The organism is Mucilaginibacter sp. GW821-FHT07G05 (genome assembly GCF_059418565.1).
In genome coordinates, this window is the sequence record NZ_JBWKQC010000002.1 from 279,396 (window position 1) to 304,386 (window position 24,991).

The 24,991-nt window shown below is 44.4% G+C and carries 27 protein-coding genes; 16 read left to right on the plus strand and 11 right to left on the minus strand.

Features of this window, described 5'->3' with window-relative positions:
* Window positions 1-96: 96 nt before the first annotated feature.
* The 13 genes from AC07NA_RS05550 (at window position 97) to AC07NA_RS05610 (ending at window position 11,730) form a co-directional block, all read left to right on the plus strand.
* Window positions 97-780 carry a heme exporter protein CcmB gene (locus AC07NA_RS05550; RefSeq protein ID WP_345210650.1) on the plus strand — a complete coding sequence of 228 codons (684 nt, stop codon included), beginning with the start codon at window positions 97-99 and terminating at the stop codon, window positions 778-780.
* The gene (locus tag AC07NA_RS05555) at window positions 768-1,985 is read left to right on the plus strand and encodes a carboxypeptidase-like regulatory domain-containing protein (protein ID WP_494896394.1); all 1,218 of its coding nucleotides are present in this window, start codon (window positions 768-770) and stop codon (window positions 1,983-1,985) included. Before AC07NA_RS05550 ends, AC07NA_RS05555 begins: the two co-directional genes overlap by 13 nt.
* A gap of 16 nt (window positions 1,986-2,001) precedes the next feature.
* Complete coding sequence (locus AC07NA_RS05560) at window positions 2,002-2,697, plus strand: cytochrome c biogenesis protein (RefSeq protein ID WP_345210710.1); 696 nt, start codon at window positions 2,002-2,004, stop codon at window positions 2,695-2,697.
* A gap of 3 nt (window positions 2,698-2,700) precedes the next feature.
* Window positions 2,701-2,910, plus strand: a complete 210-nt coding sequence (locus tag AC07NA_RS05565; RefSeq protein WP_494896396.1) for a CcmD family protein — start codon at window positions 2,701-2,703, stop codon at window positions 2,908-2,910.
* 157 nt (window positions 2,911-3,067) lie between these two features.
* Window positions 3,068-4,504, plus strand: a complete 1,437-nt coding sequence (locus AC07NA_RS05570; RefSeq protein WP_345210653.1) for a Glu/Leu/Phe/Val family dehydrogenase — start codon at window positions 3,068-3,070, stop codon at window positions 4,502-4,504.
* A 971-nt stretch (window positions 4,505-5,475) separates the two neighbouring features.
* On the plus strand, window positions 5,476-5,886 hold the full coding sequence (locus tag AC07NA_RS05575; RefSeq protein ID WP_345210654.1) for a cytochrome c maturation protein CcmE domain-containing protein: 411 nt from the start codon (window positions 5,476-5,478) through the stop codon (window positions 5,884-5,886).
* A 7-nt stretch (window positions 5,887-5,893) separates the two neighbouring features.
* Entirely contained in the window at window positions 5,894-8,353 is a 2,460-nt protein-coding gene (ccsA, locus tag AC07NA_RS05580) for a cytochrome c biogenesis protein CcsA (RefSeq protein WP_494896399.1), read from the plus strand.
* Window positions 8,354-8,359: 6 nt separating this feature from the next.
* The gene (locus AC07NA_RS05585; protein WP_494896401.1) at window positions 8,360-9,082 is read left to right on the plus strand and encodes a phytanoyl-CoA dioxygenase family protein; all 723 of its coding nucleotides are present in this window, start codon (window positions 8,360-8,362) and stop codon (window positions 9,080-9,082) included.
* A 21-nt stretch (window positions 9,083-9,103) separates the two neighbouring features.
* Window positions 9,104-9,874, plus strand: coding sequence for a Rossmann-like and DUF2520 domain-containing protein (locus tag AC07NA_RS05590; protein ID WP_494896403.1), 771 nt, complete (start codon window positions 9,104-9,106; stop codon window positions 9,872-9,874).
* Between the two features lie 32 nt (window positions 9,875-9,906).
* Window positions 9,907-10,239 (plus strand): 2Fe-2S iron-sulfur cluster-binding protein, encoded by a 333-nt coding sequence (locus AC07NA_RS05595; RefSeq protein ID WP_345210658.1) that lies wholly within the window; start codon window positions 9,907-9,909, stop codon window positions 10,237-10,239.
* Between the two features lie 27 nt (window positions 10,240-10,266).
* Window positions 10,267-10,509 (plus strand): Fe-S cluster assembly protein IscX, encoded by a 243-nt coding sequence (gene iscX / locus AC07NA_RS05600; RefSeq protein ID WP_345210659.1) that lies wholly within the window; start codon window positions 10,267-10,269, stop codon window positions 10,507-10,509.
* Between the two features lie 82 nt (window positions 10,510-10,591).
* The gene (locus tag AC07NA_RS05605; protein WP_345210660.1) at window positions 10,592-11,113 is read left to right on the plus strand and encodes a KdsC family phosphatase; all 522 of its coding nucleotides are present in this window, start codon (window positions 10,592-10,594) and stop codon (window positions 11,111-11,113) included.
* A 47-nt stretch (window positions 11,114-11,160) separates the two neighbouring features.
* The gene (locus tag AC07NA_RS05610; RefSeq protein WP_494896406.1) at window positions 11,161-11,730 is read left to right on the plus strand and encodes a Maf family nucleotide pyrophosphatase; all 570 of its coding nucleotides are present in this window, start codon (window positions 11,161-11,163) and stop codon (window positions 11,728-11,730) included.
* Here AC07NA_RS05610 and AC07NA_RS05615 read toward each other — a convergent pair.
* From AC07NA_RS05615 to AC07NA_RS05645, 7 genes are all read right to left on the minus strand, one after another.
* Window positions 11,727-12,653 (minus strand): Ppx/GppA phosphatase family protein, encoded by a 927-nt coding sequence (locus tag AC07NA_RS05615; protein ID WP_494896408.1) that lies wholly within the window; start codon window positions 12,651-12,653, stop codon window positions 11,727-11,729. The genes AC07NA_RS05610 and AC07NA_RS05615 overlap by 4 nt on opposite strands.
* A gap of 45 nt (window positions 12,654-12,698) precedes the next feature.
* The gene (locus AC07NA_RS05620; protein ID WP_494896410.1) at window positions 12,699-13,310 is read right to left on the minus strand and encodes a hypothetical protein; all 612 of its coding nucleotides are present in this window, start codon (window positions 13,308-13,310) and stop codon (window positions 12,699-12,701) included.
* A 193-nt stretch (window positions 13,311-13,503) separates the two neighbouring features.
* The gene (gene dnaJ, locus AC07NA_RS05625) at window positions 13,504-14,670 is read right to left on the minus strand and encodes a molecular chaperone DnaJ (protein WP_345210665.1); all 1,167 of its coding nucleotides are present in this window, start codon (window positions 14,668-14,670) and stop codon (window positions 13,504-13,506) included.
* 107 nt (window positions 14,671-14,777) lie between these two features.
* A complete protein-coding gene (locus AC07NA_RS05630; protein ID WP_494896413.1) occupies window positions 14,778-15,368 on the minus strand; it encodes a nucleotide exchange factor GrpE in 591 nt (196 codons plus the stop codon).
* 213 nt (window positions 15,369-15,581) lie between these two features.
* Window positions 15,582-16,268, minus strand: a complete 687-nt coding sequence (locus tag AC07NA_RS05635; RefSeq protein WP_345210667.1) for a cell division ATP-binding protein FtsE — start codon at window positions 16,266-16,268, stop codon at window positions 15,582-15,584.
* 1 nt (window position 16,269) lies between these two features.
* Window positions 16,270-16,473, minus strand: a complete 204-nt coding sequence (locus tag AC07NA_RS05640) for a fructose-6-phosphate aldolase (protein WP_345210668.1) — start codon at window positions 16,471-16,473, stop codon at window positions 16,270-16,272.
* 155 nt (window positions 16,474-16,628) lie between these two features.
* Complete coding sequence (locus AC07NA_RS05645; protein WP_494896416.1) at window positions 16,629-17,654, minus strand: acyl-CoA reductase; 1,026 nt, start codon at window positions 17,652-17,654, stop codon at window positions 16,629-16,631.
* Window positions 17,655-17,761: 107 nt separating this feature from the next.
* On the opposite strand from AC07NA_RS05645, the gene AC07NA_RS05650 reads away from it, so the two are divergent.
* Window positions 17,762-18,115, plus strand: a complete 354-nt coding sequence (locus tag AC07NA_RS05650; protein WP_345210670.1) for a 4Fe-4S dicluster domain-containing protein — start codon at window positions 17,762-17,764, stop codon at window positions 18,113-18,115.
* Between the two features lie 74 nt (window positions 18,116-18,189).
* Here the strand turns inward: AC07NA_RS05650 and AC07NA_RS05655 are convergent, their stop codons facing one another.
* Window positions 18,190-19,137, minus strand: a complete 948-nt coding sequence (locus AC07NA_RS05655; RefSeq protein WP_494896418.1) for a bifunctional helix-turn-helix transcriptional regulator/GNAT family N-acetyltransferase — start codon at window positions 19,135-19,137, stop codon at window positions 18,190-18,192.
* 78 nt (window positions 19,138-19,215) lie between these two features.
* Between AC07NA_RS05655 and AC07NA_RS05660 the strand changes: the two genes are divergently transcribed.
* Window positions 19,216-19,977 carry a C40 family peptidase gene (locus AC07NA_RS05660; protein ID WP_494896420.1) on the plus strand — a complete coding sequence of 254 codons (762 nt, stop codon included), beginning with the start codon at window positions 19,216-19,218 and terminating at the stop codon, window positions 19,975-19,977.
* A 3-nt stretch (window positions 19,978-19,980) separates the two neighbouring features.
* Here the strand turns inward: AC07NA_RS05660 and AC07NA_RS05665 are convergent, their stop codons facing one another.
* A complete protein-coding gene (locus AC07NA_RS05665) occupies window positions 19,981-22,818 on the minus strand; it encodes a DUF8693 domain-containing protein (protein WP_494896422.1) in 2,838 nt (945 codons plus the stop codon).
* 25 nt (window positions 22,819-22,843) lie between these two features.
* Here AC07NA_RS05665 and AC07NA_RS05670 point away from each other — a divergent pair, with 25 nt between their 5' ends.
* A complete protein-coding gene (locus AC07NA_RS05670; RefSeq protein ID WP_494896423.1) occupies window positions 22,844-23,242 on the plus strand; it encodes a hypothetical protein in 399 nt (132 codons plus the stop codon).
* Window positions 23,243-23,350: 108 nt separating this feature from the next.
* Here the strand turns inward: AC07NA_RS05670 and AC07NA_RS05675 are convergent, their stop codons facing one another.
* Both AC07NA_RS05675 and hisIE read right to left on the minus strand, forming a co-directional pair.
* Complete coding sequence (locus AC07NA_RS05675; RefSeq protein ID WP_494896424.1) at window positions 23,351-24,358, minus strand: WD40 repeat domain-containing protein; 1,008 nt, start codon at window positions 24,356-24,358, stop codon at window positions 23,351-23,353.
* Window positions 24,359-24,398: 40 nt separating this feature from the next.
* Window positions 24,399-24,986, minus strand: a complete 588-nt coding sequence (hisIE, locus tag AC07NA_RS05680) for a bifunctional phosphoribosyl-AMP cyclohydrolase/phosphoribosyl-ATP diphosphatase HisIE (protein WP_345210675.1) — start codon at window positions 24,984-24,986, stop codon at window positions 24,399-24,401.
* Between the last annotated feature and the right edge of the window lie 5 nt (window positions 24,987-24,991).

Genomic DNA, 24,991 nt, shown 5'->3' on the forward strand with positions numbered 1-24,991 from the left:
GTAAAATTACAATTTTTGTATAATGCTGTGTAAATATCTTGCGGTAATATGGCAAAACTGTAAATCAGTAAAATCTGTGATTATATTTGCAAACTGATGGAGCTTTACAAACAAACCGTTAATCTGCTAAAAAAAGAAATACTGCTGGAATGGCGTTCAAAATACGCCTTTAACGGGGTGCTGTTATACGTGGTATCTACCGTGTTTGTGTGCTATATATCGTTCAGCCTGAGTGCCGGTTTTAAAAATACCACCGCTTACCCCATCGTATGGAATGTATTGTTCTGGATAATTATGCTGTTTGCCTCGGTTAACGCCATAGCCAAAAGCTTTATGCAGGAGAGCAGGGGGCGGTTGCTGTACTACTATTCAATTGCCAGTCCGCAGGCTATCATCTTATCAAAAACCATCTACAATACTTTGCTCATGTCGTTATTGAGCATTTTGGCGTTAATAGTTTACAGCCTGTTTTTTGAAAATACCCTTGGCGATCCTGTATTTTATTTTCTATCGGTAATTATCGGCAGTATCAGTTTTTCAACCGTGTTCACCATGATATCGGCCATTGCCTCAAAAGCAGGTAACAATGGTACGTTGATGGCTATATTGAGCTTCCCGGTGATCATTCCGGTGATCCTCATCCTCATCCGCCTAAGTAAAAATGCCATGGACGGCCTCGACCGTAGTTTGAATTACGGGCATTTAGGTGTACTGTTTGCCATAAACGCTATAGTAATTGCTACTTCACTCTTATTGTTCCCTTATTTATGGCGCGATTAGGCAGGCACATCGGCATCATTTGTTTGCTGCTTTGCAGCGTGGCAATAGCCCATACAGGCTTCGCCCAAACCCTCGTTAGCGGTAAGGTAACCCGCATGGATAGCAAAACGCCGATTGAAAACGCCAGCGTGTTTCTCAATAATGCCACTTTCGGTACATCAACCATAACCGATGGAGCGTATGCCCTGAAAAATGTTAAGCCCGGCCAATATCAATTGGTGGTAAGCTGCGTGGGCTTTGAAGAACATGTGCAAACCATAATGGTAGGTAACGAACCCCTGAAGGTAGATATACAGATGATGCCCAAAGTTACCGAACTACGAGGCGTAGTGGTATCAACCCCTGCCGACTGGAAAAAAAACTATGAGCTTTTTAAGAAGGATTTCATCGGCACATCAGAGAACTCGAAGAAATGTACGGTGGTAAATCCGCATGTGGTGAGCCTCATCTACCGTAAATCGAAACTACTGCTGGAAGCTTACAGCGAAGAGTTTTTGGTGGTGGAGAACCGCGCGCTTGGCTACCGGGTAAAGTATTTGATAAGAGATTTTAAGAGCGATAAAATGTCGGGCATAATATCTTATGAGGGCAGGGCGCTGTTTGAAGACCTGAAAGGCAGCGAACACCAAAAGAAAGAATGGAAAGTCAAACGCGATGAAGCCTATTATGGTTCGCCGAAGCATTTTTACAGGGCGCTGTACACCAATAGGTTAAATGAAGAAGGTTTCCAGGTGCTCAATTTTTCGCGGCAGCTAAACCCGCGGCGCCCGCCCGAAGAATTGCTGCAAAAGATGCTGCGTAAGTTTGCCAATAATCGCGATTCGCTCAATTACTGGGGCGGGCTCGGTAACGAATCCCGCTACTACAAGGAGAACCTGCAACGAGTTCCTTTAAGTTCGCTTGCTATCTGCTTTAAAACGGAGAACCCGGGCATATTCGCGTTGAGCTTTCAACGTTTGTTGTATGTGATCTACACCAAAAAGCATGAAGAAACTTACTTTAAAGATTTCTATCGTCCGCTGGATATGGAGAACTTTGAGGCCAGTGTAATTACACCTTACGAGCCTTATGTGTTTTTTGATATGAACGGTACCGTAATTAAAAACGCGCCGTTATATGAGGGTACGTGGTCAAAAGCCAAACTTGCCGAACTGCTACCGGTAGATTATGTGCCCGATGAACCTGCTAAAACTGACATTAACTAAGCAACATAATTAGTACATTTGTTGCCACAATTTGATTATGAAATTAATTTATCAATCCTGGTGGAAAATATTGGCAGTGCTCATCATATTTTACACCCTGATAGCCGGATTTTTATTAGGCGTACCCCACATGCCTATCCTGCACGAAACTATACGTAATACTTATTTTCACGTGCCTATGTGGATGGCGATGTTCACGGTATTTTCCATATCGGTATTTTACGCCATCAGGTATTTGATGACCGGGAAGGAAGAGTACGACCTGCTATCGGTAGAATGCGTTAACACAGGTGTGTTCTTTTTTGTGCTGGGGCTGATTACCGGTATGATGTGGGCAAAATATACCTGGGGCGAATACTGGAGTAACGACCCTAAGCAAAACAGTGCTGCCATTGCCTTTTTGCTTTATTGCGCCTACCTGGTATTGCGTAACTCTATCGACGAAGAACAAAAACGCGGAAAAATATCGGCCATATATAACATTTTCGCTTTCCCCATTATGGTGGTGCTGATAATGGTGCTGCCCCGTATGACGGATTCATTGCATCCCGGCAACGGCGGTAACCCTGCCTTTGGTAAGCTTGATATGGATAACCGCATGCGCGTGGTATTGTACCCTGCCTTTATTGCCTGGAGCTTGCTGGGTGTTTGGATAGCTACTATCCGTTACCGCATCAGGCTGATAGAATACAAAAGAAACGCTATAGACTAACGAATGAAGAAGATACTTTCCTTAATACTCCTGTTACTCAATTTTACCGCCGTTTTTGCCCAGGCAGGCAACGATGTTGAAATGGCCGATACGCTGCGCAGCTCGGGCAAAATATACGTTGTGGTGGTTACTTTGGCTATTATTTTCGTTGGATTAGCCATTTATCTGTTCTCGATAGATAAAAGATTAAAAAAAATCGAAAACGAAAAGTAGTTCAAAAAATAAACCTATGTTGTTTAAACATTGATTTAATTGCTTTGTTATGTAGTGTAGCAAAAACACTAACCGTTTTGGCATTTGCAGATATGCTGAAAATTGTGTCAACTTTGCGCTGTATTAACAACCAATTAATTAATCAGAAAAATAACACATGGCTAATAATATCTTGATTGCCGATGAGGATACTCACTTTTTTGGTGATGTATGCAAGAATTTTGACTACGCTGCACAGTTTACAAAACACGATGCCGGCCTGTTAGATCAGATCAAATCATGTAACAGTGTTTACCGTTTCCGTTTCCCGATACGTAAGGGTAATGGTTTTGAAGTGATCGATGCATGGCGCGTGGAGCATTCGCACCACCAGTCGCCAACAAAGGGTGGTATCCGCTACAGCGAAATGGTGAACGAAGATGAGGTAATGGCCCTTGCCGCCCTTATGACCTACAAATGCGCCATAGTAAATGTACCCTTTGGCGGCGCTAAAGGCGGTATCAAAATCAACCCTAAAAACTACACCGTTACCGAGCTGGAGAATATTACCCGCCGCTACACGGTTGAACTGATAAAGAAAAACTTTATAGGCCCCAGCATTGACGTACCCGCACCGGATTATGGATCAGGCGAGCGCGAAATGAGTTGGATAGCCGATACCTATGCCACCATGAATCCCGGTCAGCTGGATGCTTTGGGTGCTGTTACCGGTAAGCCAATCGCGCTGCATGGTATTGCAGGCAGGAGGGAAGCGACAGGTCGTGGTGTGGCTATTGCCATTCGTGAGTGTGTTGATGTGGCCGAGGATATGCAAAAACTGGGCTTAACCACCGGCATAAACGGCAAGCGTGTAATTGTACAAGGCCTGGGTAACGTAGGTTTTTACACTGCTAAGTTTTTAACCGAATTTGGCGCTACTATAGTTGGTCTGTGCGAATTTGAAGGCGCTATTTACAACGAAGACGGACTTGATGTAGATGCCGTATTTCAGCACCGCAAAGCAACGGGTTCTATTTTAGGATACGCAGGCGCTAAACAAGAGTTCAAAATTTCGGCAGAAGGTTTAGAGCAGCCATGCGACATTCTTGTTCCGGCAGCTTTGGAAAACCAAATCACCGGCGACAATGCAGGCAGGATACAAGCCAAGATCATCGCCGAAGGTGCCAACGGGCCAACTACTCCGGAAGCCGAAGCCATATTTTACGCCAAAGGCGGCCTTATAATCCCGGATATGTATGCCAACGCGGGTGGTGTTACGGTATCATACTTCGAATGGTTAAAAAACCTTTCGCACGTAGCGTTCGGTCGTATCAACCGCAGGTTTGAAGAAAATACCAACCTTAACCTGGTGAATATGGTTGAAGGCATTACAGGCGTAGCGTTAACACCGCTTCAACGCTCAAGCATTATCAAAGGCGCATCAGAGCTGGAACTGGTAAATTCAGGTCTGGAAGATACCATGATCCGCTCGTACCACGAGATCCGTGAAACCTTCAAAAATGTAGACAAAATTGATACCCTGCGTACCGCAGCGTTTGTAGGCGCTATCAACAAAATCGCGGTATCGTACCAAAACCTTGGTGTTTGGCCGTAAATAATTTAAAAGTTAAACAGAAAGAGGTGAGCTTATGGCTTACCTCTTTTTGTTTGTGTTGATCTATAAATTATTGTCATTGTTGAGGAACGAAGCGATCACATCACGTTCTGTGCGTATTATATAAATCACGTCATTGCGAGGAACGAAGCAATCTCTACTTAGGTTTGGCTTGTGCTGTAATTTACGTTAGCCTGCTCTTGGGCGCAGGGCCCCATTACTTTTGAGGGCAAAAGTAACAAAACCCTTGTCCAGCAAAAGGCTTCTTTCGCACACGGCCTCTGCGCTGCAAAGCTGTCAGAACTTTGGGCTGGAACTTTTGCCCCATGCTTCGCCGCTCATTTCCATCCCGCATGCAACAAGTTCCTATGCCCGCCTTTGCGCTCTTGGCCACCACAGTTCTGCCCGCTTTCGCCCGAAGCTGCTTGCTGACGGCTACGGGAAAGGGGCTCTGCTACCTTCAGCTTTGACAACTTTTTAAAAGTTGTCAAAGCTTGAGTGTTGAAAGATTCTCTGCTGTCGCGAGTTTAGCATAGCGTAACTCGTGACATACGCGCTTTCTAAATACGCATTCTATTGTACAGCGGCGGGACGCCGCGTAATAGTCGTCACTCGGCCGTAGCCGTAGCTACTGCTGTTTTTTTATTTTCTTATACCCTCTTTTTCGCCTGCGAAAGAGAGGGTCGCCCAGCGAAGCGTAGGCGGGGTGAGTCAACACACCATGCCAAAGCACAACCCTAACATCCACTAACGATAACTACAGCAGAACCATTCCTAACGAAGACCTGAACAATGATAGATCCTTTGCTTCGCGTAGGATGACAGTGTACATCTTAAAAAGGCTGACTAAGGGAATACTATATGTAATTAATCAAGAACAATTCTAAATAGCATATATCCCTTACAATAAACATTATTAAGTGCACGTTTCGTATTTTTGTAATCTCGAATTACAAGGAGTAAACCGCAGAATGAAAAAAGGTTCAATATTCGGTATTATAGTTATTGCCATTGCTATTGCAGTAATTATAAGTACCTATGCTTCAACAAGTACTTACGGCACGTTTACCGAAGCGCGTGCTACCAATGGTGAATTGCACATTAATGGTCAGTTAAATAAAAAGAAAGAACTGTACTATGATGCCCTTAAAGATGCCAACTACTTTTCGTTTTATATGAAAGATAGTAAGGGGCAGGAGTGCAAAGTGGTTTTCAACGGCACTAAGCCACAGGATTTTGAGCGTTCAGAACAATTGGTGCTTACCGGACAAATGATAGGCAACGAGTTTCACGCATCAAAAATACTGATGAAATGCCCATCGAAATACACCGAGGATAAAGTAGAAGTTACAGAGGCCACCGCTAAACAGGCCAGTTTATAATTATTTAATGGATACAGACTTTAAAGGCGAACACCTTTTACCGGGGAATTTAGGCCAACTTTTTATTATTCTTTCTTTTGGCGCGGCCCTGCTATCAACCATCAGTTATTTTTTTGCTGCAAAACCACAAAACGTTAATGATACCTCGTGGCGTAATTTGGGCCGAATAGGTTTTTATATCAATAGCCTATCAGTAGTAGGTATTGGTTGCTGCCTGTTTTATATTATTTATAACCATCTGTTTGAGTACCATTATGCATGGGCGCATTCGTCAACCACGCTGCCGGTACATTATATTATTTCATGCTTTTGGGAGGGCCAGGAAGGTGCCTTTTGGCTGTGGACTTTTTGGCAAGCCGTTTTAGGTAACATCCTCATCCGCAAAGCAAAATCGTGGGAAGCCCCGGTAATGACGGTTGTGAGTTTAGCGCAGGCTATGATCGCTTCTATGCTTATCGGTGTGGAAATTTTCGGTTCACGCATAGGTAGCTCGCCGTTCATATTGCTGCGCCATGCTATTGAAGGGCCTATTTTTAGTCGCCCAGATTATTTGAGTTATATTAAAGACGGTAACGGCCTTAACCCGCTGCTGCAAAACTATTGGATGGTGATTCACCCACCGATATTATTCCTCGGTTTCGCGTCTATGATCGTTCCGTTTGCCTACGGTATTGCCGGTTTATGGACAAGGCGTTACAAAGAATGGGTAGCACCGGCTATTTCTTATTCGCTTTTCGCGGTAATGATATTGGGTACAGGTGTTATCATGGGTTCGTTTTGGGCTTACGAATCATTAAACTTTGGTGGCTTTTGGGCATGGGATCCGGTGGAGAACGCTTCGTTGTTCCCGTGGTTAACTTTAGTAGGTGCATTACACGTACTTATCGTTTATAAAAATACAGGTCACTCTTATTTTACGGCTACGTTTTTAACGCTCATCAGCTTTGTGCTGGTGTTGTACGCGTCGTTCCTTACCCGTAGTGGTATTTTGGGCGAAACATCGGTACACGCCTTTACCGATTTAGGTATGAAATGGCACCTCATTATTGATGTATTCATCTTCCTCGGTATCGCGATAGGGTTCATTATTGCACGCTGGAAAGAAATGCCGATCACTAAGAAAGACGAAGAAACGCACTCGCGTGAGTTCTGGATGTTCGTAGGTTCTATCATGATGGCGTTATCGTGTCTTCAACTGGTGCTCATGACGTCTATCCCGGTATGGAACTGGATGTTCGGTACCAACTTTGCGCCACCTTTGAAACCGGTACCTATTTACAACGTGGTACAAGGCGGTTTCGCGGTTGTGATCGCTATATTAACAGGCTTTACCCAATTCTTAAAATATAAAAAGACCGATACTACAAGGTTCTTCATCACTTTGGTGGTTTACCTGTTCTGTTCGGCTGCTATTACAGCGTTGGCCGCTTACGTAACCGGTGTTTATAAATTACAGTTTGTGTTTGTACTGGTGATGTTTGCCGCGGTGTACACGGTATTAGCAAATGCTAAAGTATTGGCCGATGTATTTAAAGGCAAGGTGAAACTGGCCGGATCGGCAGTGGCGCATATTGGCTTTGGTTTTATATTGATAGGCGCGCTTATCGCGGCGGGTACCAGCAAGGTAGTATCTGAAAATACCACCGGCGAACAATACGGCGCCGAATTTGCCAAAGGCAACAACCCTAAAGAAAATATCCTGATCTACAAAAACGAGCCTATCAGAATGGGTGAGTATATGGTGAGCTATATCGGCGATTCCATCGCTACGCCTAACCATTATTTTAAGGTAGAATATAAAAAGCTGGATGCTAAGGGTAACGTTACCGATCATTTCATCCTGAAACCAAATTCGCAGGCTAACCGCAAAATGGGTCTGGTTTCATCTCCTGATACCAAACACTACCTGTTCCACGATTTGTATACGCACATCAGCATGGCGCCCATCAAATACGATGATGAACCGGCAGAAGGAGATGACAGCGCACACGGAAACCCTGAAGAAGATAAAAAATACGATCCGGCTGTGCCGCATGAAGTGGCCATAGGTGATACCATTAATTTCCGCGATGGCTTTATGGTATTTAAAGGTATTAACAAACAGGCGAAATTACATAATATGCCATTGGCCAAAGGCGATGTAGCCGTAGGCGCGCAACTGGATGTGGTGGTTAACGGTAAAACCTACCCCACCGAGCCTATCTATGTAATTAAAGGCCGTAACGTATTCGATTTTGCTAAAACTATTGACGATATCGGCCTGAAAGTACGTTTCTCTAAGATCATCCCTGAACGTAATAAGGTAGAGATCAGCGTATATCAGCAGCCTCAAAACAAACGCCCTTACATAGTAATGCGTGCTATCGCGTTCCCGTATATCAACTTCCTGTGGTCGGGTACAATTATTATGGTTATCGGCTTCCTGATGTCTATCTTCCGTCGTAATAAAGAATTGAAGGTTAGCTAATCAGCATTGAAAGATCTGCAGTTCGATCAGCAAAACATCGTGGATAATGGGTTTACTATTATCCACGATGTTTATACTACTGAAGAACTCCATAATATTACAGCCATGCTGGAGGCTATCGATCCTGCAAATCCCAACTTTCGTAAAACTAAAGACCTGTTTGCTATAAGGCAGTTCTTTAAAGAAATACCGGCGATAGTGCCATTGGTATTTAATAATAATTTAAACACACTTATTGGCGAATTATTTGGCGATGATTACTTCATCGTTAAATCCATCTATTTTGATAAGCCCGGTAACTCCAACTGGTTTGTAGCTTATCATCAGGACCTCACTATATCGGTAAATAAAAAACTTGATCTGCCGGGTTACGGCCCGTGGACGGTTAAGCATAACCAATTCGCAGTACAGCCTCCGTTAAATATCCTTGAAGATAACTTTACCATACGTATTCATTTAGATGATACCGATGCGGATAACGGCGCGCTGAAAGTAATTCCACAATCGCATAGCAAAGGCGAGTACCGTGCCGATGCCATCAATTGGGACAACGAAACAGAAGCAACATGCACAGTAAAAGCAGGCGGCATCATGATCATGAAACCCTTATTGCTTCACTCGTCTAACAGAACTGTAAACGGCAACAACAGGCGGGTGATCCACGTAGAATTTAGTCGATCGGTACTGCCCGATGGATTAGAATGGGCTGAAAAGCTATTAATTGTTTAATTTCGCCTATATATCTACAACATGCGTATCACTATTATAGGTTCGGGCAATGTGGCTACACATTTGGCGGCGGCATTTAAAAATGCCGGTCACCGCATTGTGCAGGTTTATAGCCGCACCATGCAAAACGCCGCGCTGCTGGCTTATCATGTAGGCGCCGAAGCCATTGATGATCTTACCCATATCAATACCGAAACAGACATCTTTGTTATTTCTGTTAAAGACGATGCCATTGGCGGTATAGCCGAGGTGCTTGCAGGTTACAATAAGTTGATAGTACATACATCGGGTGCCAGTAGTTTGGCTTTTATAAAGGCTTTTACTGATAACGCGGGTGTGTTTTATCCGCTGCAAACGTTCAGCAAAACCCGCGAGCTCGATTTTAGGAATGTCCCCTTATGCCTTGAAGGTGCAGACGACGAGATAGTAAATACATTACAGGAACTTGCCCGCACGGTGAGTAACAAAGTTTACCTGGTTAATTCCGATCAGCGGAAGATATTGCATTTGGCAGCAGTGTTTGCCTGCAACTTTCCTAATTACCTGTATCATGTATCGCAGCAGCTTTTGGCACAGCACGATCTCGCTTTCGACCTCATACGCCCCCTAATTGACGAAACCGCCCAAAAAGTACAGCAGCATAACCCTGCCGATGTGCAAACCGGTCCGGCGGTGCGTAATGATGAAATACCAATGAATGCGCATCTGCAATTGCTTGACGGTCAAACTGATTTGCAGCGTATATATGAGGTACTCAGTCAGGGTATTATCAAAATGGATAAAAGCACTTAGCTACCATCGGTAATTTTGTTACTTTTGCCAAAATGAATATTTTTAAAGTAAAGATAAACTTTGAGGAACAGGGGCACGAGCCTATTGAACTCCCCATTGCCGAAGGGGAATCCGTGCTGGATGTTTGCCTTGAAAATGGTATAGAACTACAGCATAACTGTGGTGGTGTTTGCGGATGCAGCACCTGCCATGTATACGTTAACCGTGGTATGGATAACATACAGGAAATTGCTGATAAAGAAGAAGATTTTATTGACAGGGCCGTTAACCCGCGCATTAACTCGCGCTTAGGTTGCCAGTGCGTTATTATCGATGGCGATATTGAAGTAACCCTGCCTGATCAGTCGCAGTTTTTAGGACACTAATTTTTAGTACAGCATATAAACCCCAAAATGACAGAAAATAAATTTGCCCTGCCCATATACTGGAACGATCATGAAGATATTGCCATAGAGCTTTACGAAAAGTTTGGCGATGATTTTGATGAATCGAAAATATACCGTATCCGGTTTACCGACCTGTTAGAGTGGATATTGACCCTGCCTAACTTTGCCGGTACACGCGAGCAATCAACCGAAGGTCACCTGGAGCAGATCCAATCGGCCTGGGTGTACGAATGGCGCGATAATCAATAAGAGATTTGCAATTTTTGAGCTTGCCGCAGGCAGGCTCAAAATTAAATAGTTCCCTAAGCCGATCAGTGTTAATACCCCCAACATGGAATCTTTTTTAAACAAGCTTAAAGATATCACCACTTTTATTTTTGATGTGGATGGCGTGCTTACCGATGGTTCTGTTTTTGTAACGGAAACCGGCAGTCAAAGCCGTGCCTTCAATATAAAAGATGGCTATGCTATGCAACTGGCCGTTAAGTGTGGTTATAATGTATGTGCCATATCGGGCAGTCGCTCAAAAAGCTCTATTTACCGTTTAAACAGCCTTGGCATTACCGATGTATTTGTAGGCGCGCGCAACAAGGACGAAAAGTTTAAAATATACCTCGAAGAACGCCACATTAAAGCCACCAACGTTTTATACATGGGCGATGATATTCCTGATTTGGGGGTGATACAACTGGCCGGGTTACCCGTTTGCCCTGCCGATGCCGCCGAAGAGATAAAAGCGGTTTGTGAATACGTATCGCCGTTTGCAGGTGGCAAAGGCTGCGCCCGCGATGTGATAGAAAAAGTATTGAAAGTACAAGGCAAATGGATGAATGCCGAAGCTTATAGCTGGTAGTATTTAATTCAAAAGTTAAAAGTCAAAATTCAAAAAAAGCAATCACTATGGCAACGCTACCTTCAATTATACTGGCATCCAAATCGCCGCGCAGGCAGGAGTTGTTACGTTTGATGGATGTTGACTTTCGTGTAGTGCTAAAGGATGTAGACGAATCGTACCCGGCGCATTTAAGCCTGGAAGAGATAGCGGTTTACATCGCCTCAAAAAAAGCCGAAGCCTTTGATGAAGAACTTGGCGACGATATTGTACTTACCGCCGATACCATTGTTTGTATTGACGACCTGATACTGGGAAAACCCGAATCCCCGGAACACGCGGTAGAAATGCTGACGTTGCTATCGGGCAGGGTACACAGGGTAGTAACCGGCGTTTGCCTGCTAAATAAGCACCATTATAATAAGTTCTTCGATGTATCTGAAGTGTTCTTCCGTAAGCTGACAGAACAGGAGATCCGGAGTTATGTAGAACAATACCAACCGTTGGATAAAGCCGGTTCTTACGGCATTCAGGAGCGCATCGGCCTGATCGGTATTGAAAAGATCAACGGTTCCTACACCAATATTGTAGGTTTGCCTACCGAAAAACTGTACCAGCAATTGCTGAAACTGGCTTAATCCAGCATCCCCGTCAAAACCCCTTCTTTTAGCGAATTGGTCGACATCAGCACATTGCCGATGCCCAGCTTACGCATCACAAAACGTGTTATCAGCGACGCTACTACAATCATATCTACCCGGATAGGGATAATGGCTTTATTGGCCTCGCGTTCCGCGTGCGATGAATCGATGAGCTTGTCAGTTGCCGCTATAAGGTCATCATTTTCAAATAAATAGTTTTTGGTGGTCTTCAGGTCGAAATGGCGGCCTTTGGCTTGTTCAACTACTTCGGCCAGGGTTTCAAAAGACCCCGATGAGCCGATCAACTGGCCGATCTCGTATCCGGCTACTGCCGTTAACATATCTTTTAACTTATCTTCGAGGTAATTATTCAATTCATCAATAGATGCCTGCGGAATAGGGTCGCTTTTGTGGAACTTATCCATCAGCCTTGCCGCGCCAATTTCAAAGCTTTGTTTCCAGATGATGTGCTCATCGTTCCCTAAAATAAATTCAACGCTGCCCCCGCCAATATCAATAATTAATACGTTACCGGCAGAAAGGCAATCACCCGCTTTAACCCCATGGTATATAAAGTTGGCTTCGGCATCTCCATCAATAATTTCAATGTTGATACCTGTTAGTTGAGCTACCTCGTTAATAAATTGGGTGCCATTGGCCGCGTTACGCAGCATGGAGGTTGCAATGGCGCGCACTTCGGTAACGTTATGAGCTTCTATATCCCGCTGAAACAGTTGCATGGTATCCAATCCCCGCTGAAAGGCTTCGGGCTGTATAAAGCCTTTATTGATGCCTCCCTCGCCCAACTTAACGGCAATATGCTCATGTATCAGTTCGTGATAATTGGTAATTGTACCTTCGGCTATCAGTAAGTGAAAGGTATTGGTACCAAGGTCCATTACCGCTACGCGTTTATTCATATCACCAGTAAACTTATAAATACGGTAAATAGTTTGGCTGTATTTTTACTTTAAAGCAGGCTTAACATTGCCGCTTAAAAGTAACGAAGTTTTTTGCAGAATAAAGAATATAGCGAATGATGGCAGCAGGTACAGCAAGTTTGAATACAGCAGCATAAACTTTACAGTTGCCGGGTTAAACTTATCGTGAAAGTAAGTGAGTATCACCAACGGAATGCTGATCTTAATAAGATGGCAAAGCAAAACTGTAATGGCAAACGCCCGGAAGGGGATAGCCAGTTCTTTAAATTTGGTACGCAGGGTAATGATCACCATGTAGGTTTCAATCACGAAAAAGGCCATACTAAAACCAGCCAGTATCTTTTGGGTTTCCGCATTTGGTGATAGCAACAACGAACCAAGAAAGGTAGCCAGTTCAAGAAACATAAACAGCGCGTAGGGTAACACGGTAGCGGTGGTGGTCCACTTGCGTAATACGGCTACGAGGTATAGCAGCACGATAATGTAGCTGGTTTCTGAAAAGAAAAGGAAAACGTAATAGATAGTACTATTGATTGGAACATTGATGATATTGAGGCCAAAAAGCAAGCCTATGGCAATGATGTGGATCATCGTCATGACGAAGGCCAGTATATTGGTCGTGTTGTTTACCTTCATGTAAAAATGTATTAAGCCGTAAAGATATTAATGCCCGCCAAGCTTTTACGAAATTAGTGCGTTTATTAGATTTACCTGATAAAAACAAAGCCCGTGATCATTACGATCACGGGCTTCTGTATATCTCATCAGTCCCCAAAGCTTTCCGTCTTCCCGACTACCCCGACTTCCGGTCTTTTCAGACTAAAATAAACTACTCAAAATATTCCTTCATCCGTTCAAAGAAGCTCTTATCATTCTTACCCGGATTTGGTTTAAAGTTTGGTGAGTTTTGCAGTTTCTCTAATATTTCACGTTCTTCACGGCTCACAACCTTTGGTGTCCAAATGTTGATGTGTATCAATTGGTCGCCGCGGCGGTATGAGTTTACTTCGGGCACGCCCTTACCTTTTAGGCGCAGTATTTTGCCCCCTTGGGTACCCGGGTCAAGCTTAATTTTGGCTTTACCATCAATGGTAGGCACTTCAACGCTGGTGCCTAAAGTGGCATCAATAAAGTTTACATGCAAATCGTATATGATGTTGTTGCCATCGCGTTTCAGGGTTTCGTGCGGTACTTCCTCAATAAGTATGATGAGGTCGCCCGGTACACCGCCGCGTGGGGCAGCATTACCTTTGCCGCTCATGCTTAGTTGCATGCCTTCGCTTACGCCGGCAGGTACGTTAATGGTAATGGTTTCTTCGCCACGTACCACGCCATCGCCATGGCACACGTTACATTTCGATGTAATTACCGAACCTTCGCCATTACAGGTAGGGCAGGTGCTGGTAGTTTGCATCTGGCCTAAAATGGTATTGGTAACACGACGAACTGCGCCCGAGCCACCACAGGTTTTACAGGTTTGGAACGATGATTTATCTTTAGCGCCGCTACCATCGCAGGTTTTACATAAAACCTGTTTGTTTACTTTTATCTTCTTTTCGGCACCGTTGGCAATTTCTTCGAGGGTTAGTTTTACCTTGATGCGCAGGTTGCTGCCACGGGCTACGCGCCTGCCGCCACCCTGACGACCGCCGCCGCCACCAAAGAAACCTTCGAACGGACTACCACCACCAAATATATCACCAAACTGGCTGAATATGTCGTCCATATTCATGTTACCACCGCCGTAGCCACCACCGCCATTAGGCGATTGCGCGTTGGCAGCATGGCCAAACTGGTTATAACGCTGGCGTTTTTCGGGGTTACTTAAAACCTCGTAAGCTTCGGCTGCTTCCTTAAATTTTTCTTCCGCCTCCTTGTCGCCCTCGTTCTTATCCGGGTGATATTTGATGGCCATCTTACGATAGGCCTTCTTTATCTCATCCGCATCGGCACCCTTGGCAACGCCCAGTACGTCGTAATAATCTCTTTTAGACATTCTATCTTCTTATTTTTTAAATCAGCGATTTAGTAAATGAGCGAATGAGTGATTGTTTTGGAAGCTCCAATAATCACTCATTCACACAATCAGTATTTCACTAATTGTTAACTTCCAACTATAACTTTGGCAAAGCGTACCACTTTTTCGTTAAGTGTGTAGCCTTTCTCCATTTGGTCAACCACCTTGCCTTTTAAATCATCGGTAGGGGCAGGTATGTTAGTGATGGCCTCGTGTATATCGGCATCAAAAGGCTGGCCTATGGCATCCATTTCGGCTAAACCTTTTTGTGCAAGTATATTTTTTAGCTTGTGCTGAATAAGCGCTACACCTTCTTTAACCGGGATAACGTCCGTAGCGGTTTCCATTGCTTTTATACCGCGTTCAAAATCATCAAGTACAGATAGCAGCGAAACAATAAGGTCTTTGCCTTCCAGTTTGCGGGCGTCTTCACGCTCTTTAATGGTGCGCCTCCTAAAGTTATCAAATTCAGCGTATAAGCGCAAGTATTTGTCATTTGCCAGTGCAAGTTCCTCTTTAAACTTTTCCTCGGCAGATGGCTCCGGCGCGGCTTGTTGAGTTTCCTCGTTTTGTTCCTGTTCTTCTACAGGGTTGGTATCGTTTGTCACGTCAGTTAAGTTTTCAGGTGTATCAGTATTTTCCTTCTTCTTTTTCTTCAGCATATCGTTAAATTTCATAGCTAATATTGCCAATCAAGTACCTTGCCACGGCTGTAAAGCCGACAAGCTGTCAGCATGGTTGTGATTTTTTAAGTAGCACTGGCAGTGCTGCCAATGTTGTAATGGCAGTTGCAGCGTTGTATGGCAGGTTTTTACAAACCGCCGGTATGGGGTAAATATAAAGCGCCCTTTGCTTTTTTACCGGCAAAGGGCGTTTGTTAAAATTAAGTTTTAAGCTATTTGTACATCCTCCAGCACCTTGCCGTTCTCGCACTTAATAATGCGCGACGGAAACGTGCGGATGATATGATAATCGTGCGTGGCTATCAGCACCGCTGTGTTCGATTGCTGGCTGATTTGTTTCAGCAGCATCACAATTTCTTCTGATGTATCCGGGTCGAGGTTACCTGTAGGTTCATCGGCCAGTATAATTTCGGGGTCGTTAAGCAGGGCGCGTGCAATTACCACCCTTTGCTGCTCACCGCCCGAAAGCTCATGCGGCATCTTTTTCAGTTTCGAACGCAGACCAACTTTTTCCAACACATCAAGCGTACGCTCATTGATCAGGCCTTTATCTTTCCAGCCGGTAGCCTGCATCACAAAGTGCAGGTTTTGCTCTACCGAGCGATCAGTCAATAATTGAAAATCCTGGAAAACAATGCCCAGCTTGCGGCGCAAAAACGGAATATCCTTTGGCGCTATCTTATCCAGATCGTATCCGCAGGCATGCCCTGTACCGCTGGCAATATTGATATCGCCGTAAAGCACCTTCAGCAAACTACTCTTGCCCGATCCGGTTTGCCCTATCAGCCACACAAAATCACCCTTATCAATATGCAGGTTCACGTTTGATAGTACGAGGTGCTTTTGCTGAAAAATATCAGCGCCGTTCAGTTTTATAATTGAATTTCCAATCATTTTATAATTCCAGTTTTAAGATCTTCCCAAAGGGGAGGTCTTTAATAATGTCCATAATTTGCGCGGCCTTATCGCCCAAACCCACCTTATCCAGCGATTTGTCGGGCCTATCTACCCTGAAATAAGCCAGCAGGGTAAACTTATCATCGCGCAGCTGTACATAATCGGGTATTTTGGCAACGCCTTTTACTTTGATAACATACATAGGTGTAAAGGTAATAATCCCGTAATAATTTAATGTAGCTAATTAATAAGAAATACACTTGGGCGTTGCCTTCGGCCCGCGCTTTCCGTTGCAAGTCCTCATTTCGCTGCGCTGCATTCCGGGCTTTCCACTGCAATCGCTAACGCGGCATAGTTTTATAAACTGCTTAAAAAGGCCATCGTATCCACACCGTCGGCATAATCTGCCAGGCCCGGCTGCTGGCTTTGGCCAAAGTCCACCACCTGGTTGGGTATGTTCAGCGGCGCGGCGCTTACCACGCATTGTATGCTTTCGGTTTGCAGGTTAAGCTTTTCTTCGGCGGCAGCCAAATCATCATAATACTCAAAATACAAAACCGCCAATGGCGACGCGAAGCGCTCGTCTTCCTTTACCAGCAAAAAGCCGTTATCAAGGTGCTTATCGCGGTTTACAAGGAATATTGATTTGTTGTAATCGTAATTGTTATGAAATTTATTGTGGTTGGCAATGTCATTATGCGCTTCTATCGACTCAAAAAAGAAGGTGAAGTCATAATCTTTAGGCACCAGCAGTTTTGATACATTGCGACAACCCAGGCCATAGTAATCAAAAATATCATGCCCAAGATTAAACAGTTGCTCGGCGGTTTCATTGCCGGTAAGCAGCGCCACACTGTTACGATTTTTACGGATAATGTTGGGCACTTTACCAAAGTAGTACTCAAAATAACGCGAGGTATTATTACTGCCGGTGGCAATTACGGCATCAAAACCTTGCAGGCGTTCTACAAAACTATAGCTATCGGCAAAGGCAGGTTCAATGGTAACCAGCTTGTGCAAAATGTATTTGATGAGGCGTGCATCCTGCGATGATGCCTTGATAAGGGCATGGTTACCGGTAATGAGCACGCACAAAATATCATGAAAACCAACCAGCGGAATATTGCCCGCCAGTATCAGTCCTACTTTTTTTGCGGACTTATTTTGGTCGATGATATATTGGCTTGTCCACTTGGTAAGATCGTAACTGTTAAGGGTTTCGGCAATGGCGGCAACGGCGGCGTTTACGCTTGCCGGGGTAAACCAGGCATTGTGGTATTGCTCGGTAGCTATCAGCTGTTGCAGCTCATCATCCGGATTGCGCAAGTGCTCGCCCAATACAGAAAATGCTTTTATGAATGTTTCTAAATTGTAATTTGACATATTTATATACTAACTGTGTAAACCCCCGATTGCTTTTTTTGTTATATTTGCATAACTGTAGGTTTACAGGAAGCAAAGTTATTTAGATTAATAAGATATTTTAGAATATGGCGATTAAAATCACCGATGAATGCATAAACTGCGGGGCCTGCGAGCCGGAGTGCCCGAATAATGCTATTTATGATGCAGGTGCCGCCTGGCGATTTTCTGATGGTACGGGTTTAAGAGGTGTTATTGATTTTGGCGATGGCAACACTTTAAATGCTGAAGAAACACAGGCTGCTTTGTCTGACGATATATATTATATAGTACCTGATAAGTGTACCGAGTGTGTTGGTTTTCATGATGAGCCACAGTGCGCCGCGGTTTGCCCGGTTGATTGCTGTGTGGATGATGAAGATATCCGCGAAACTGAAGAAGAGCTTTTAGCGAAAAAGGATTGGCTCCACATTAACGAGTAAGCCCCGATATAACATTAACAAAAAAGGAATATCCGTTTTGGATATTCCTTTTTTTATGCGCCTAACTTTCGGGTTTATAAAAACATTTCCATTTTAACATTGGCCCTTTGGTATGGCGAATTACCAACCGGGATATGCTTAAAGCCAAATTTTTCGTACAGGCCCAGTGCCGGGCCAAGCTTCGTATTTGAGCCAAGCCATACCCTTTCGGCCTTCAGGTCTTTGGCTATTTTAATAACGGCTTCCATCAGGGCGTTACCAATTTTACGCCCCTGAAATTTAGGCGCTACGGCCATCTTGGCAATTTCGTATTCGTTTTTGCCTGTTTTTATGAGGGCGCAGGTGCCTGCAATTTCATTATCGGCCTTAGCGAAAATTATTTTGCCGCCACCGGCCAGTATATGATCTTCGGGGTGGTTAAGTTGTTCCAAGTCGTGCTCTTCTACCGTAAAGTAGGTATTGATCCACTCTATGTTTAACGATTTAAAGTATTTAGCCAGCTGTGGTTCGTAGTTTAAGATACTTACACCTGTGCTGTCTAACGGTTCAAACATCTCCTTAAACCGCTGATAGTACGGTTTATCATCTAATTGTTGTTCGGTTTCCATTATTGCTGTGAGTAAATTATTTTTTTGATTATTAAAAAGTGTTCTGTTCAAAAGCAGGATCTTATCCCAAACACGATCAAACTTTTGTAAGGATGCCGTGCCTTTTTCTGATAGGCGAAGGATGCGTTTACGGTTATCTGTCTTTGATTTTACCGATTCGATATAGCCTAATGTTTCCAGCTCTTTAGCCAGGTGGATCACTCCCGGATGGGTGAGGGCCAATTCTTCGGCAATATCGGTAATGCCAATTTCGCCGCGCTTGCGTATCAGGTAAAACAGGGTGAAATATTTGGGTTCAAAATTATCCAGCTGCTCATCCTTATATATCTGTATTACATCTTTTGAGAATGTATCGTACAACCTTTTCATCCTCGCGCCAACGGCTAATTCCTGCAAATCATCTATTATTGACATATCTATGTATATAATTACGTAAGTACTTACAAATATAATTCATATTATTTATTAATTTTAATTTTTTTATAAACTTAAATGGAATACGGTATATGTAACCTGGCGGTAGTGCCCTTACGGGCCGAACCCAACGAACGTAGTGAGCAGGTTTCGCAAGTGCTTTTTGGCGAGGCGTTTGAAATATTGGAGTGGCAGGAACATTGGGTACAAATCGTCACCGCTTATGATAACTATAAAGGCTGGATAGCCCGTTTGCAGGTGAACCCGCTTGGCCATATCGCTTATAAGCAAATAAAAAATGGCCATGTACCGCAAACCCATCGTGCCATTACACAGGCCTGGAAAAAGGCTGATAACAGTGTATTATATCTTCCCGTTGGCAGTTCGTTGGTTTTTTTGGAGGGCGACCGTTGTAAAATAGGGCACGAAACTTTTACCATTGTGGGCGAAATAGGGGCGAGCGCCAATATAGCCACCACCGCCAAATCATTTTTAAACTCGCCATACCTTTGGGGAGGCCGTACGCATTTGGGTATTGATTGCTCGGGTTTTACACAATCTGTTTTTAAACTGCACGATATTAAAATTGACCGTGATGCCAGTCAGCAGGCCAAACAGGGTGCCGAAGTAACCGACCTTAAAACCGTAAAACTGGGCGACTTAGCCTTTTTTGAGAATAAGGATGCCCGCATTACCCACGTAGGGATCATGCTCGATCAAAAACATATCATCCATGCGTCGGGCAGGGTGAAAATTGAGCTGTTTGATGAAAAAGGCATTTACTCTGAAGAGCAAAAACGCTATACCCATAAGTTTTGCATCATGAAGCGTTACTTTTAAACACTACTGTTTCACAAACTTTCCGCGACCTATAACCTGCTTGGTTTTATTATCGAGCACCCTTACAATATATGTACCCGGCAACAGGTTGCCCGCGTTGTATTGCCATGAGGCCTGCGATGTAACCGCCGTGGTAACCAAGTGCCCCGAACTGCTCATCAGGTTAATGGTATAGCTGCCGGCTTGTTCGCCTTTGCTTAGTTTTACATTTACAAAGTTTACCGTTGGGTTAGGGTACACCATTACATTGCTGCTTACCATCTGCGGTTCTTCATATTTAAGCGATACCGGCTGCGTGGTGATGATGTTATTGGTGACGTCTTTCACCCGTAAACGGTACTGGTTTACACCAATCTGCGGGTTGTAATCGGTATAGCTGTAATCATCGGCATTGGTTGAGGTAAAGGTGGTTAATACGCTGTAGCTGGTTCCGCCATCGGTACTGCGTTCCAGGTAAAATATAGATGAGTTGTAAGCGTTGGCGGTTGTCCAGTTGATGAGCGCGCCAGCCGCTGTTTTTGATGCCTTAATATCCACCACCTTTAAAGCCAGTGCCGGGTCGGGACTAATCACGATACTTAACCTGTTTTTACCGAACGAGTTTTCATCAGCCTTATCAATAGCAAAGCTGTATATGGCGTTGGTACGCAAATTGGCCGAATCGCCTGTTAAGTTATCTTTTAACCACACGCTATACACCGCCGGGATGTTCTTCAGTTCGGTTAAGCGTAACTCGTAAGTGCCCGATGCGGTAGCATTTACCGCTACAGGTATAATACGGGCAGCATTTTGCGGAAGCGGGAGGCTGTTGATGGCCAATGTAACACTATCCGACGATAGTACCGACAAGCTCACCAGCGCGCCGTTGCCGCCAATATCTATACCGTCTTCATTGCTATCGTATTCGGCAGCGTAATTGTTATCAAAGTTGATGAGTACTTCATCATCGTTAATAGTATCTTTCACCATTTTTAGGCGCATAGATGGCTCAGGCCGTGGCGGATCAACAGCGAATTGCTTGGGCAGCCCCATGAGCAAATTAAGGTTACTCGCCGATGGTTGCGCCGTAGTGCGTGCACCTTCGCGAAAGGATAAGGTACCGGCCGTTGAAACCGCGCGGACAAAGAAGCCTTGTCCGCTGGCTATCATATTGCTGGCATTATTAGTGCCGGTGTATACGGTAGTAGTGGTATCGGCAGATGAAGTTATAGTAGCCGTGCGGCGTACATAAGTGCCGTATTGCTTGTTGCTGGGGTTATACATCCAAATAGTGGTGCCCACCCCGCCCGTACCGTATATGGTGGAGTTGGGGTTATTTCGGTTATATTTTTCCCAGTTGATAGTGGAAGCGTAGGGATTGCCTACCAAACAATAACCCTGTATGTTGGCATTGCCCGGCGATGGGTTGGTAATTTGTGTTGATGGCAGTGTATTATCGCCCCGATACCATAAGCGCACATTGATGGTGCCCGAATTAAGCACACCCGTTTGGGTAAAGGTAACATCCTCCGGGAAGGCGAATGGCTGCGTGGTTTTGGTGGTACCGCCTGTATTGTTTCCCCTGAAAAAAAAGAGCACGCCGTTGCCTACCGGTATGGGCATTATGGTATCATTAGCGGTATTGGTAATGGTGGCCCGCTGAAGTGAGCCTGTATTGTAAACTGGCGAATTATTTATTTTGGTGATGGCCTTAAAATTGCCCGACGTAAATGAAACGGCCGTACCCACCACGTCTTCGCGATAAAGATATAACGAAGGATTTGTACCCGATGGCGCGTTAAAACCATTGGTAGCACCACCCGCGCCCGATACATAAGCATTGTTGGTTAAATAGCTTAAATCGAAAACATTGGCGGCGGCAGGCGTAGTAACTGAACCTGTATACACAGGCGACGAGATCAACCTGTATCCCCTCATGGTTAAACTGGCCGAACTGCCCTTAAAAAAGCGTTGTACATTCACATTGCCCGTAATAGAAGCCGTTGGCGGCATACTGGCCACATTGGCCGAACTGTTGACATCTGAATTTAAGGTGAGATTGCCGCCGGCAGCCAGCGTTGTACTTGCAGCCATGGTAAGCAGGCCTGTTGACGCTACCGCGAACTTACCAGATGTAATGGTTTTTGTACCGCCTCCCTGAAAGAAAACGTTTTTGAATACTACCCCTATACCACCATCAGAACCACCGTCGGTTAAGGTTTGGGTGGTTCCCTGGAAAATGACGTTAGGGCTGTTGGTTACGGCATCCACTTTACCTGATGTGGAGGTTGAGTTCCAGTTGCCGTTGATGAGTAGATTGTCGGTTTGGATGCTTTTCGGAGATAATCCTGAAAATGAAATGTTTTGATAAGTGGAGGGCGAATTGTCAAGACCGGCAACTGTAGTATTGGTATATACCGTTTGCGTTTGGGGAGCACCAGCTGTGTTCCTGGAGTATTCTACCGTCGCACTACCTGTACCTCCACCCGGGACGTAAAAATCTACACCACCGTATGTTGAGCTTGCAATGCTTATAGCAGTTATAGCAGATAGCTGTAAAGTAGCGGCCTGGCTACCGGATACGGTAAGATTGATATTAGCTGATGGGCTTATGCCGAGCAATGACCCTGGATTTTGATTGGTTGTTTTTAATTGGCCCGCAACAGTTACTGTACTTGCTGTAGTACCATCATTTGCAAGATTAAATATTGCATTATTATTCAAAATACCGGCGGAAATAAGAGGAGGAACAGCAATCGTAACCACCGTAGTTGAATTTACGGTAAGATCGCCGTTAATGGTTAATTGCTTAATATTTGATTTAATAGTCGATACATTACCAAGTGCGACAGGCGCTGTCATATCACCTACTGTTAATGAACCACATGTGATAGTACCAGCGCCAGTTAGTGTAGTAGTTACTGTAGGAATCAATAAAGATGCACTATGGTTTTGGATTATTTGCCCGGTTACATTAAGGGTACCATCAACTGTTAGCGTTATAGTGGTAACAGGGCCAAATGTTACTGATGCACAAGTAAATGTTCCTGATGCAATGGCTGGTGGATTACTAAATGTTCTGTTAGTGCCAATTCTTATTATATCTGTACTTAAAGAAGGTGCTGCTCCCGGAGCCGTACCATTAACCCGCCAATTACTTGCAGTTGACCAGGCGCTACTTGTTGTACCGGCCCAGTCATACGTTGTTTGTGCCACGGCAGTAGAACAAAAAAATAATAGCACCACACACAACCGCAAAAAAAGTATAAACTTTTTCATAATATAAACGCAAATACGACTTGCCTGTATAGGCTAAATCAAGTATAAGTTTACGTTATATCTTTAAGCTTTCTTTCTTTTGAGGCAAAGATGAACGGAATGAATAAGTAGCTGATTAGCTGAACTTAATATCCCATATCATCACACGTTTGTCGTCGCTTACGGAGATAAGCTGATCGCCGTTCCAAACCAGTTTATTTACGGAAAGGACGTGGGCAGGCAGTCCTTTTTCGCGACTGATAATTTTACGGAGTTTAAAATCGTTGGCATCCCATATTTTGATGCTTTTATCCATACTCGCCGTGGCAAAATAGGGGAGAGTGGGATGAAAAGCGATATGGTTAACAGCAAAGAGGTGTGCCGGGATGTTATGCAGTAATTCGTAGTTGCGAGTGTCCCATATCTTCACCTGCGCGTCGCGGGCACCCGAAATGAGGTGGTCGCCATTAGGGGAATAACTTAATGAAAACACCGACATGCTGTGCCCTTTCAAGGTGGTTATAAAGGAATAATCTTCCAGATCGTACAGACGGATATTGTTATCGCGGCAGCCAAAAGCCACTTGTCCACGCTTTTCTGATAGGGCGATGCACCGCACCGTATCCGACGATACATTGATGGTATGCAGCAAATTGAGATTTTCTAATTGCCAAATGGTTACCGAACCATCTTCAGATGCTACCAGCAGTTCTTTTTTACCGGGAGCCGATTTAATATCGAAAACGGGTTTGGTATGATGCTTTAACAGCTTGATCACTTTTTGCTGCAAAAAATCAAACACCACCACGTCGCCTGTGCGTAAACCCGCGAACAAATACGGGTAACCCTCCGGGCAATGTATAGCGTAAACCGACGACGGCACCGGGAACATCACTTTTATAAAAGCATGCTCCGTAAGGCTCCACTCCACCACACCCTTATCGTTACCGCCGGTAAACAAAATGCCCGGCTTCTGCGATAATTCGGCAGTAAAAATGGGGTTACTATGCCCGGTAAGTTCCGCTATCTTTTCCGCTGTAATCATTGTTTTTAGTCCATGGTCGATAGTCCATAGACCATGGTAGTTAATTGTGAATCGTCGATAGTCCATGGTCCATTGACCATAGTTCCAGTATATTGCCATGGTCTATGGACTATCGACCATGGACCATAAACCATAAACCCTACTTATGTCTCTCTTCTAAATTTTTCGCTATAGTTTCCAGTTTCAGGTTCTTTTCTCGGAGTAGTACCAGCAGGTGAAATACCAGGTCGGATGCTTCGTTGATTAGGTCTGTTTCGGTTTCGGCAAGGGCGGCTATTACGGTTTCAACCGCTTCTTCGCCTACCTTCTGGCTTATTTTGTTCAACCCTTTTTTACGCAATTTGTTCACGTACGATCCCTCTTGCGGGTTCTCATAACGATCGCCTATAATGCGTTCCAGCTCGTTAATAAAGTTGCTGTTGTAATCAGTTTTAAAGCAGCTGCGTTCGCCGGTGTGGCAGGTTGGGCCGTCGGCTTTAACTTTTATCAGCAGGGTATCATTATCGCAATCCAGCTTAATATCTTTTACATGCAAAAAGTTGTTGCTGGTTTCGCCTTTGGTCCACAAACGTTGTTTGCTGCGCGAAAAAAAGGTGACTATATTTTCTTGAACGGTTTTGTCATAAGCCTCGCGGTTCATATAGCCCAGCATCAGCACCTCAAGGGTTTGCTCATCCTGAATGATCACGGGTACTAAACCGTCTGTTTTGTCGAAATCGATGTTCATTTTAT

Excerpts from the sequence above, each read along its gene's own strand:
- hisIE (WP_345210675.1), bottom strand. The coding sequence starts at position 24,986 with ATGAACATCGATTTCGACAAAACAGACGGTTTAGTACCCGTGATCATT.
- AC07NA_RS05630 (WP_494896413.1), bottom strand. The coding sequence starts at position 15,368 with ATGAAATTTAACGATATGCTGAAGAAAAAGAAGAAGGAAAATACTGAT.
- AC07NA_RS05550 (WP_345210650.1), top strand. The coding sequence starts at position 97 with ATGGAGCTTTACAAACAAACCGTTAATCTGCTAAAAAAAGAAATACTG.
- ccsA (WP_494896399.1), top strand. The coding sequence starts at position 5,894 with ATGGATACAGACTTTAAAGGCGAACACCTTTTACCGGGGAATTTAGGC.
- AC07NA_RS05635 (WP_345210667.1), bottom strand. The coding sequence starts at position 16,268 with ATGATTGGAAATTCAATTATAAAACTGAACGGCGCTGATATTTTTCAG.
- AC07NA_RS05640 (WP_345210668.1), bottom strand. The coding sequence starts at position 16,473 with ATGTATGTTATCAAAGTAAAAGGCGTTGCCAAAATACCCGATTATGTA.
- AC07NA_RS05655 (WP_494896418.1), bottom strand. The coding sequence starts at position 19,137 with ATGTCAATAATAGATGATTTGCAGGAATTAGCCGTTGGCGCGAGGATG.
- AC07NA_RS05675 (WP_494896424.1), bottom strand. The coding sequence starts at position 24,358 with ATGGCAATATACTGGAACTATGGTCAATGGACCATGGACTATCGACGA.
- dnaJ (WP_345210665.1), bottom strand. The coding sequence starts at position 14,670 with ATGTCTAAAAGAGATTATTACGACGTACTGGGCGTTGCCAAGGGTGCC.
- AC07NA_RS05590 (WP_494896403.1), top strand. The coding sequence starts at position 9,104 with ATGCGTATCACTATTATAGGTTCGGGCAATGTGGCTACACATTTGGCG.
- AC07NA_RS05565 (WP_494896396.1), top strand. The coding sequence starts at position 2,701 with ATGAAGAAGATACTTTCCTTAATACTCCTGTTACTCAATTTTACCGCC.
- AC07NA_RS05555 (WP_494896394.1), top strand. The coding sequence starts at position 768 with ATGGCGCGATTAGGCAGGCACATCGGCATCATTTGTTTGCTGCTTTGC.
- AC07NA_RS05650 (WP_345210670.1), top strand. The coding sequence starts at position 17,762 with ATGGCGATTAAAATCACCGATGAATGCATAAACTGCGGGGCCTGCGAG.
- AC07NA_RS05665 (WP_494896422.1), bottom strand. The coding sequence starts at position 22,818 with ATGACAGCGCCTGTCGCACTTGGTAATGTATCGACTATTAAATCAAAT.
- AC07NA_RS05620 (WP_494896410.1), bottom strand. The coding sequence starts at position 13,310 with ATGAAGGTAAACAACACGACCAATATACTGGCCTTCGTCATGACGATG.
- AC07NA_RS05660 (WP_494896420.1), top strand. The coding sequence starts at position 19,216 with ATGGAATACGGTATATGTAACCTGGCGGTAGTGCCCTTACGGGCCGAA.
- iscX (WP_345210659.1), top strand. The coding sequence starts at position 10,267 with ATGACAGAAAATAAATTTGCCCTGCCCATATACTGGAACGATCATGAA.
- AC07NA_RS05570 (WP_345210653.1), top strand. The coding sequence starts at position 3,068 with ATGGCTAATAATATCTTGATTGCCGATGAGGATACTCACTTTTTTGGT.
- AC07NA_RS05645 (WP_494896416.1), bottom strand. The coding sequence starts at position 17,654 with ATGTCAAATTACAATTTAGAAACATTCATAAAAGCATTTTCTGTATTG.
- AC07NA_RS05610 (WP_494896406.1), top strand. The coding sequence starts at position 11,161 with ATGGCAACGCTACCTTCAATTATACTGGCATCCAAATCGCCGCGCAGG.
- AC07NA_RS05595 (WP_345210658.1), top strand. The coding sequence starts at position 9,907 with ATGAATATTTTTAAAGTAAAGATAAACTTTGAGGAACAGGGGCACGAG.
- AC07NA_RS05605 (WP_345210660.1), top strand. The coding sequence starts at position 10,592 with ATGGAATCTTTTTTAAACAAGCTTAAAGATATCACCACTTTTATTTTT.
- AC07NA_RS05615 (WP_494896408.1), bottom strand. The coding sequence starts at position 12,653 with ATGAATAAACGCGTAGCGGTAATGGACCTTGGTACCAATACCTTTCAC.
- AC07NA_RS05575 (WP_345210654.1), top strand. The coding sequence starts at position 5,476 with ATGAAAAAAGGTTCAATATTCGGTATTATAGTTATTGCCATTGCTATT.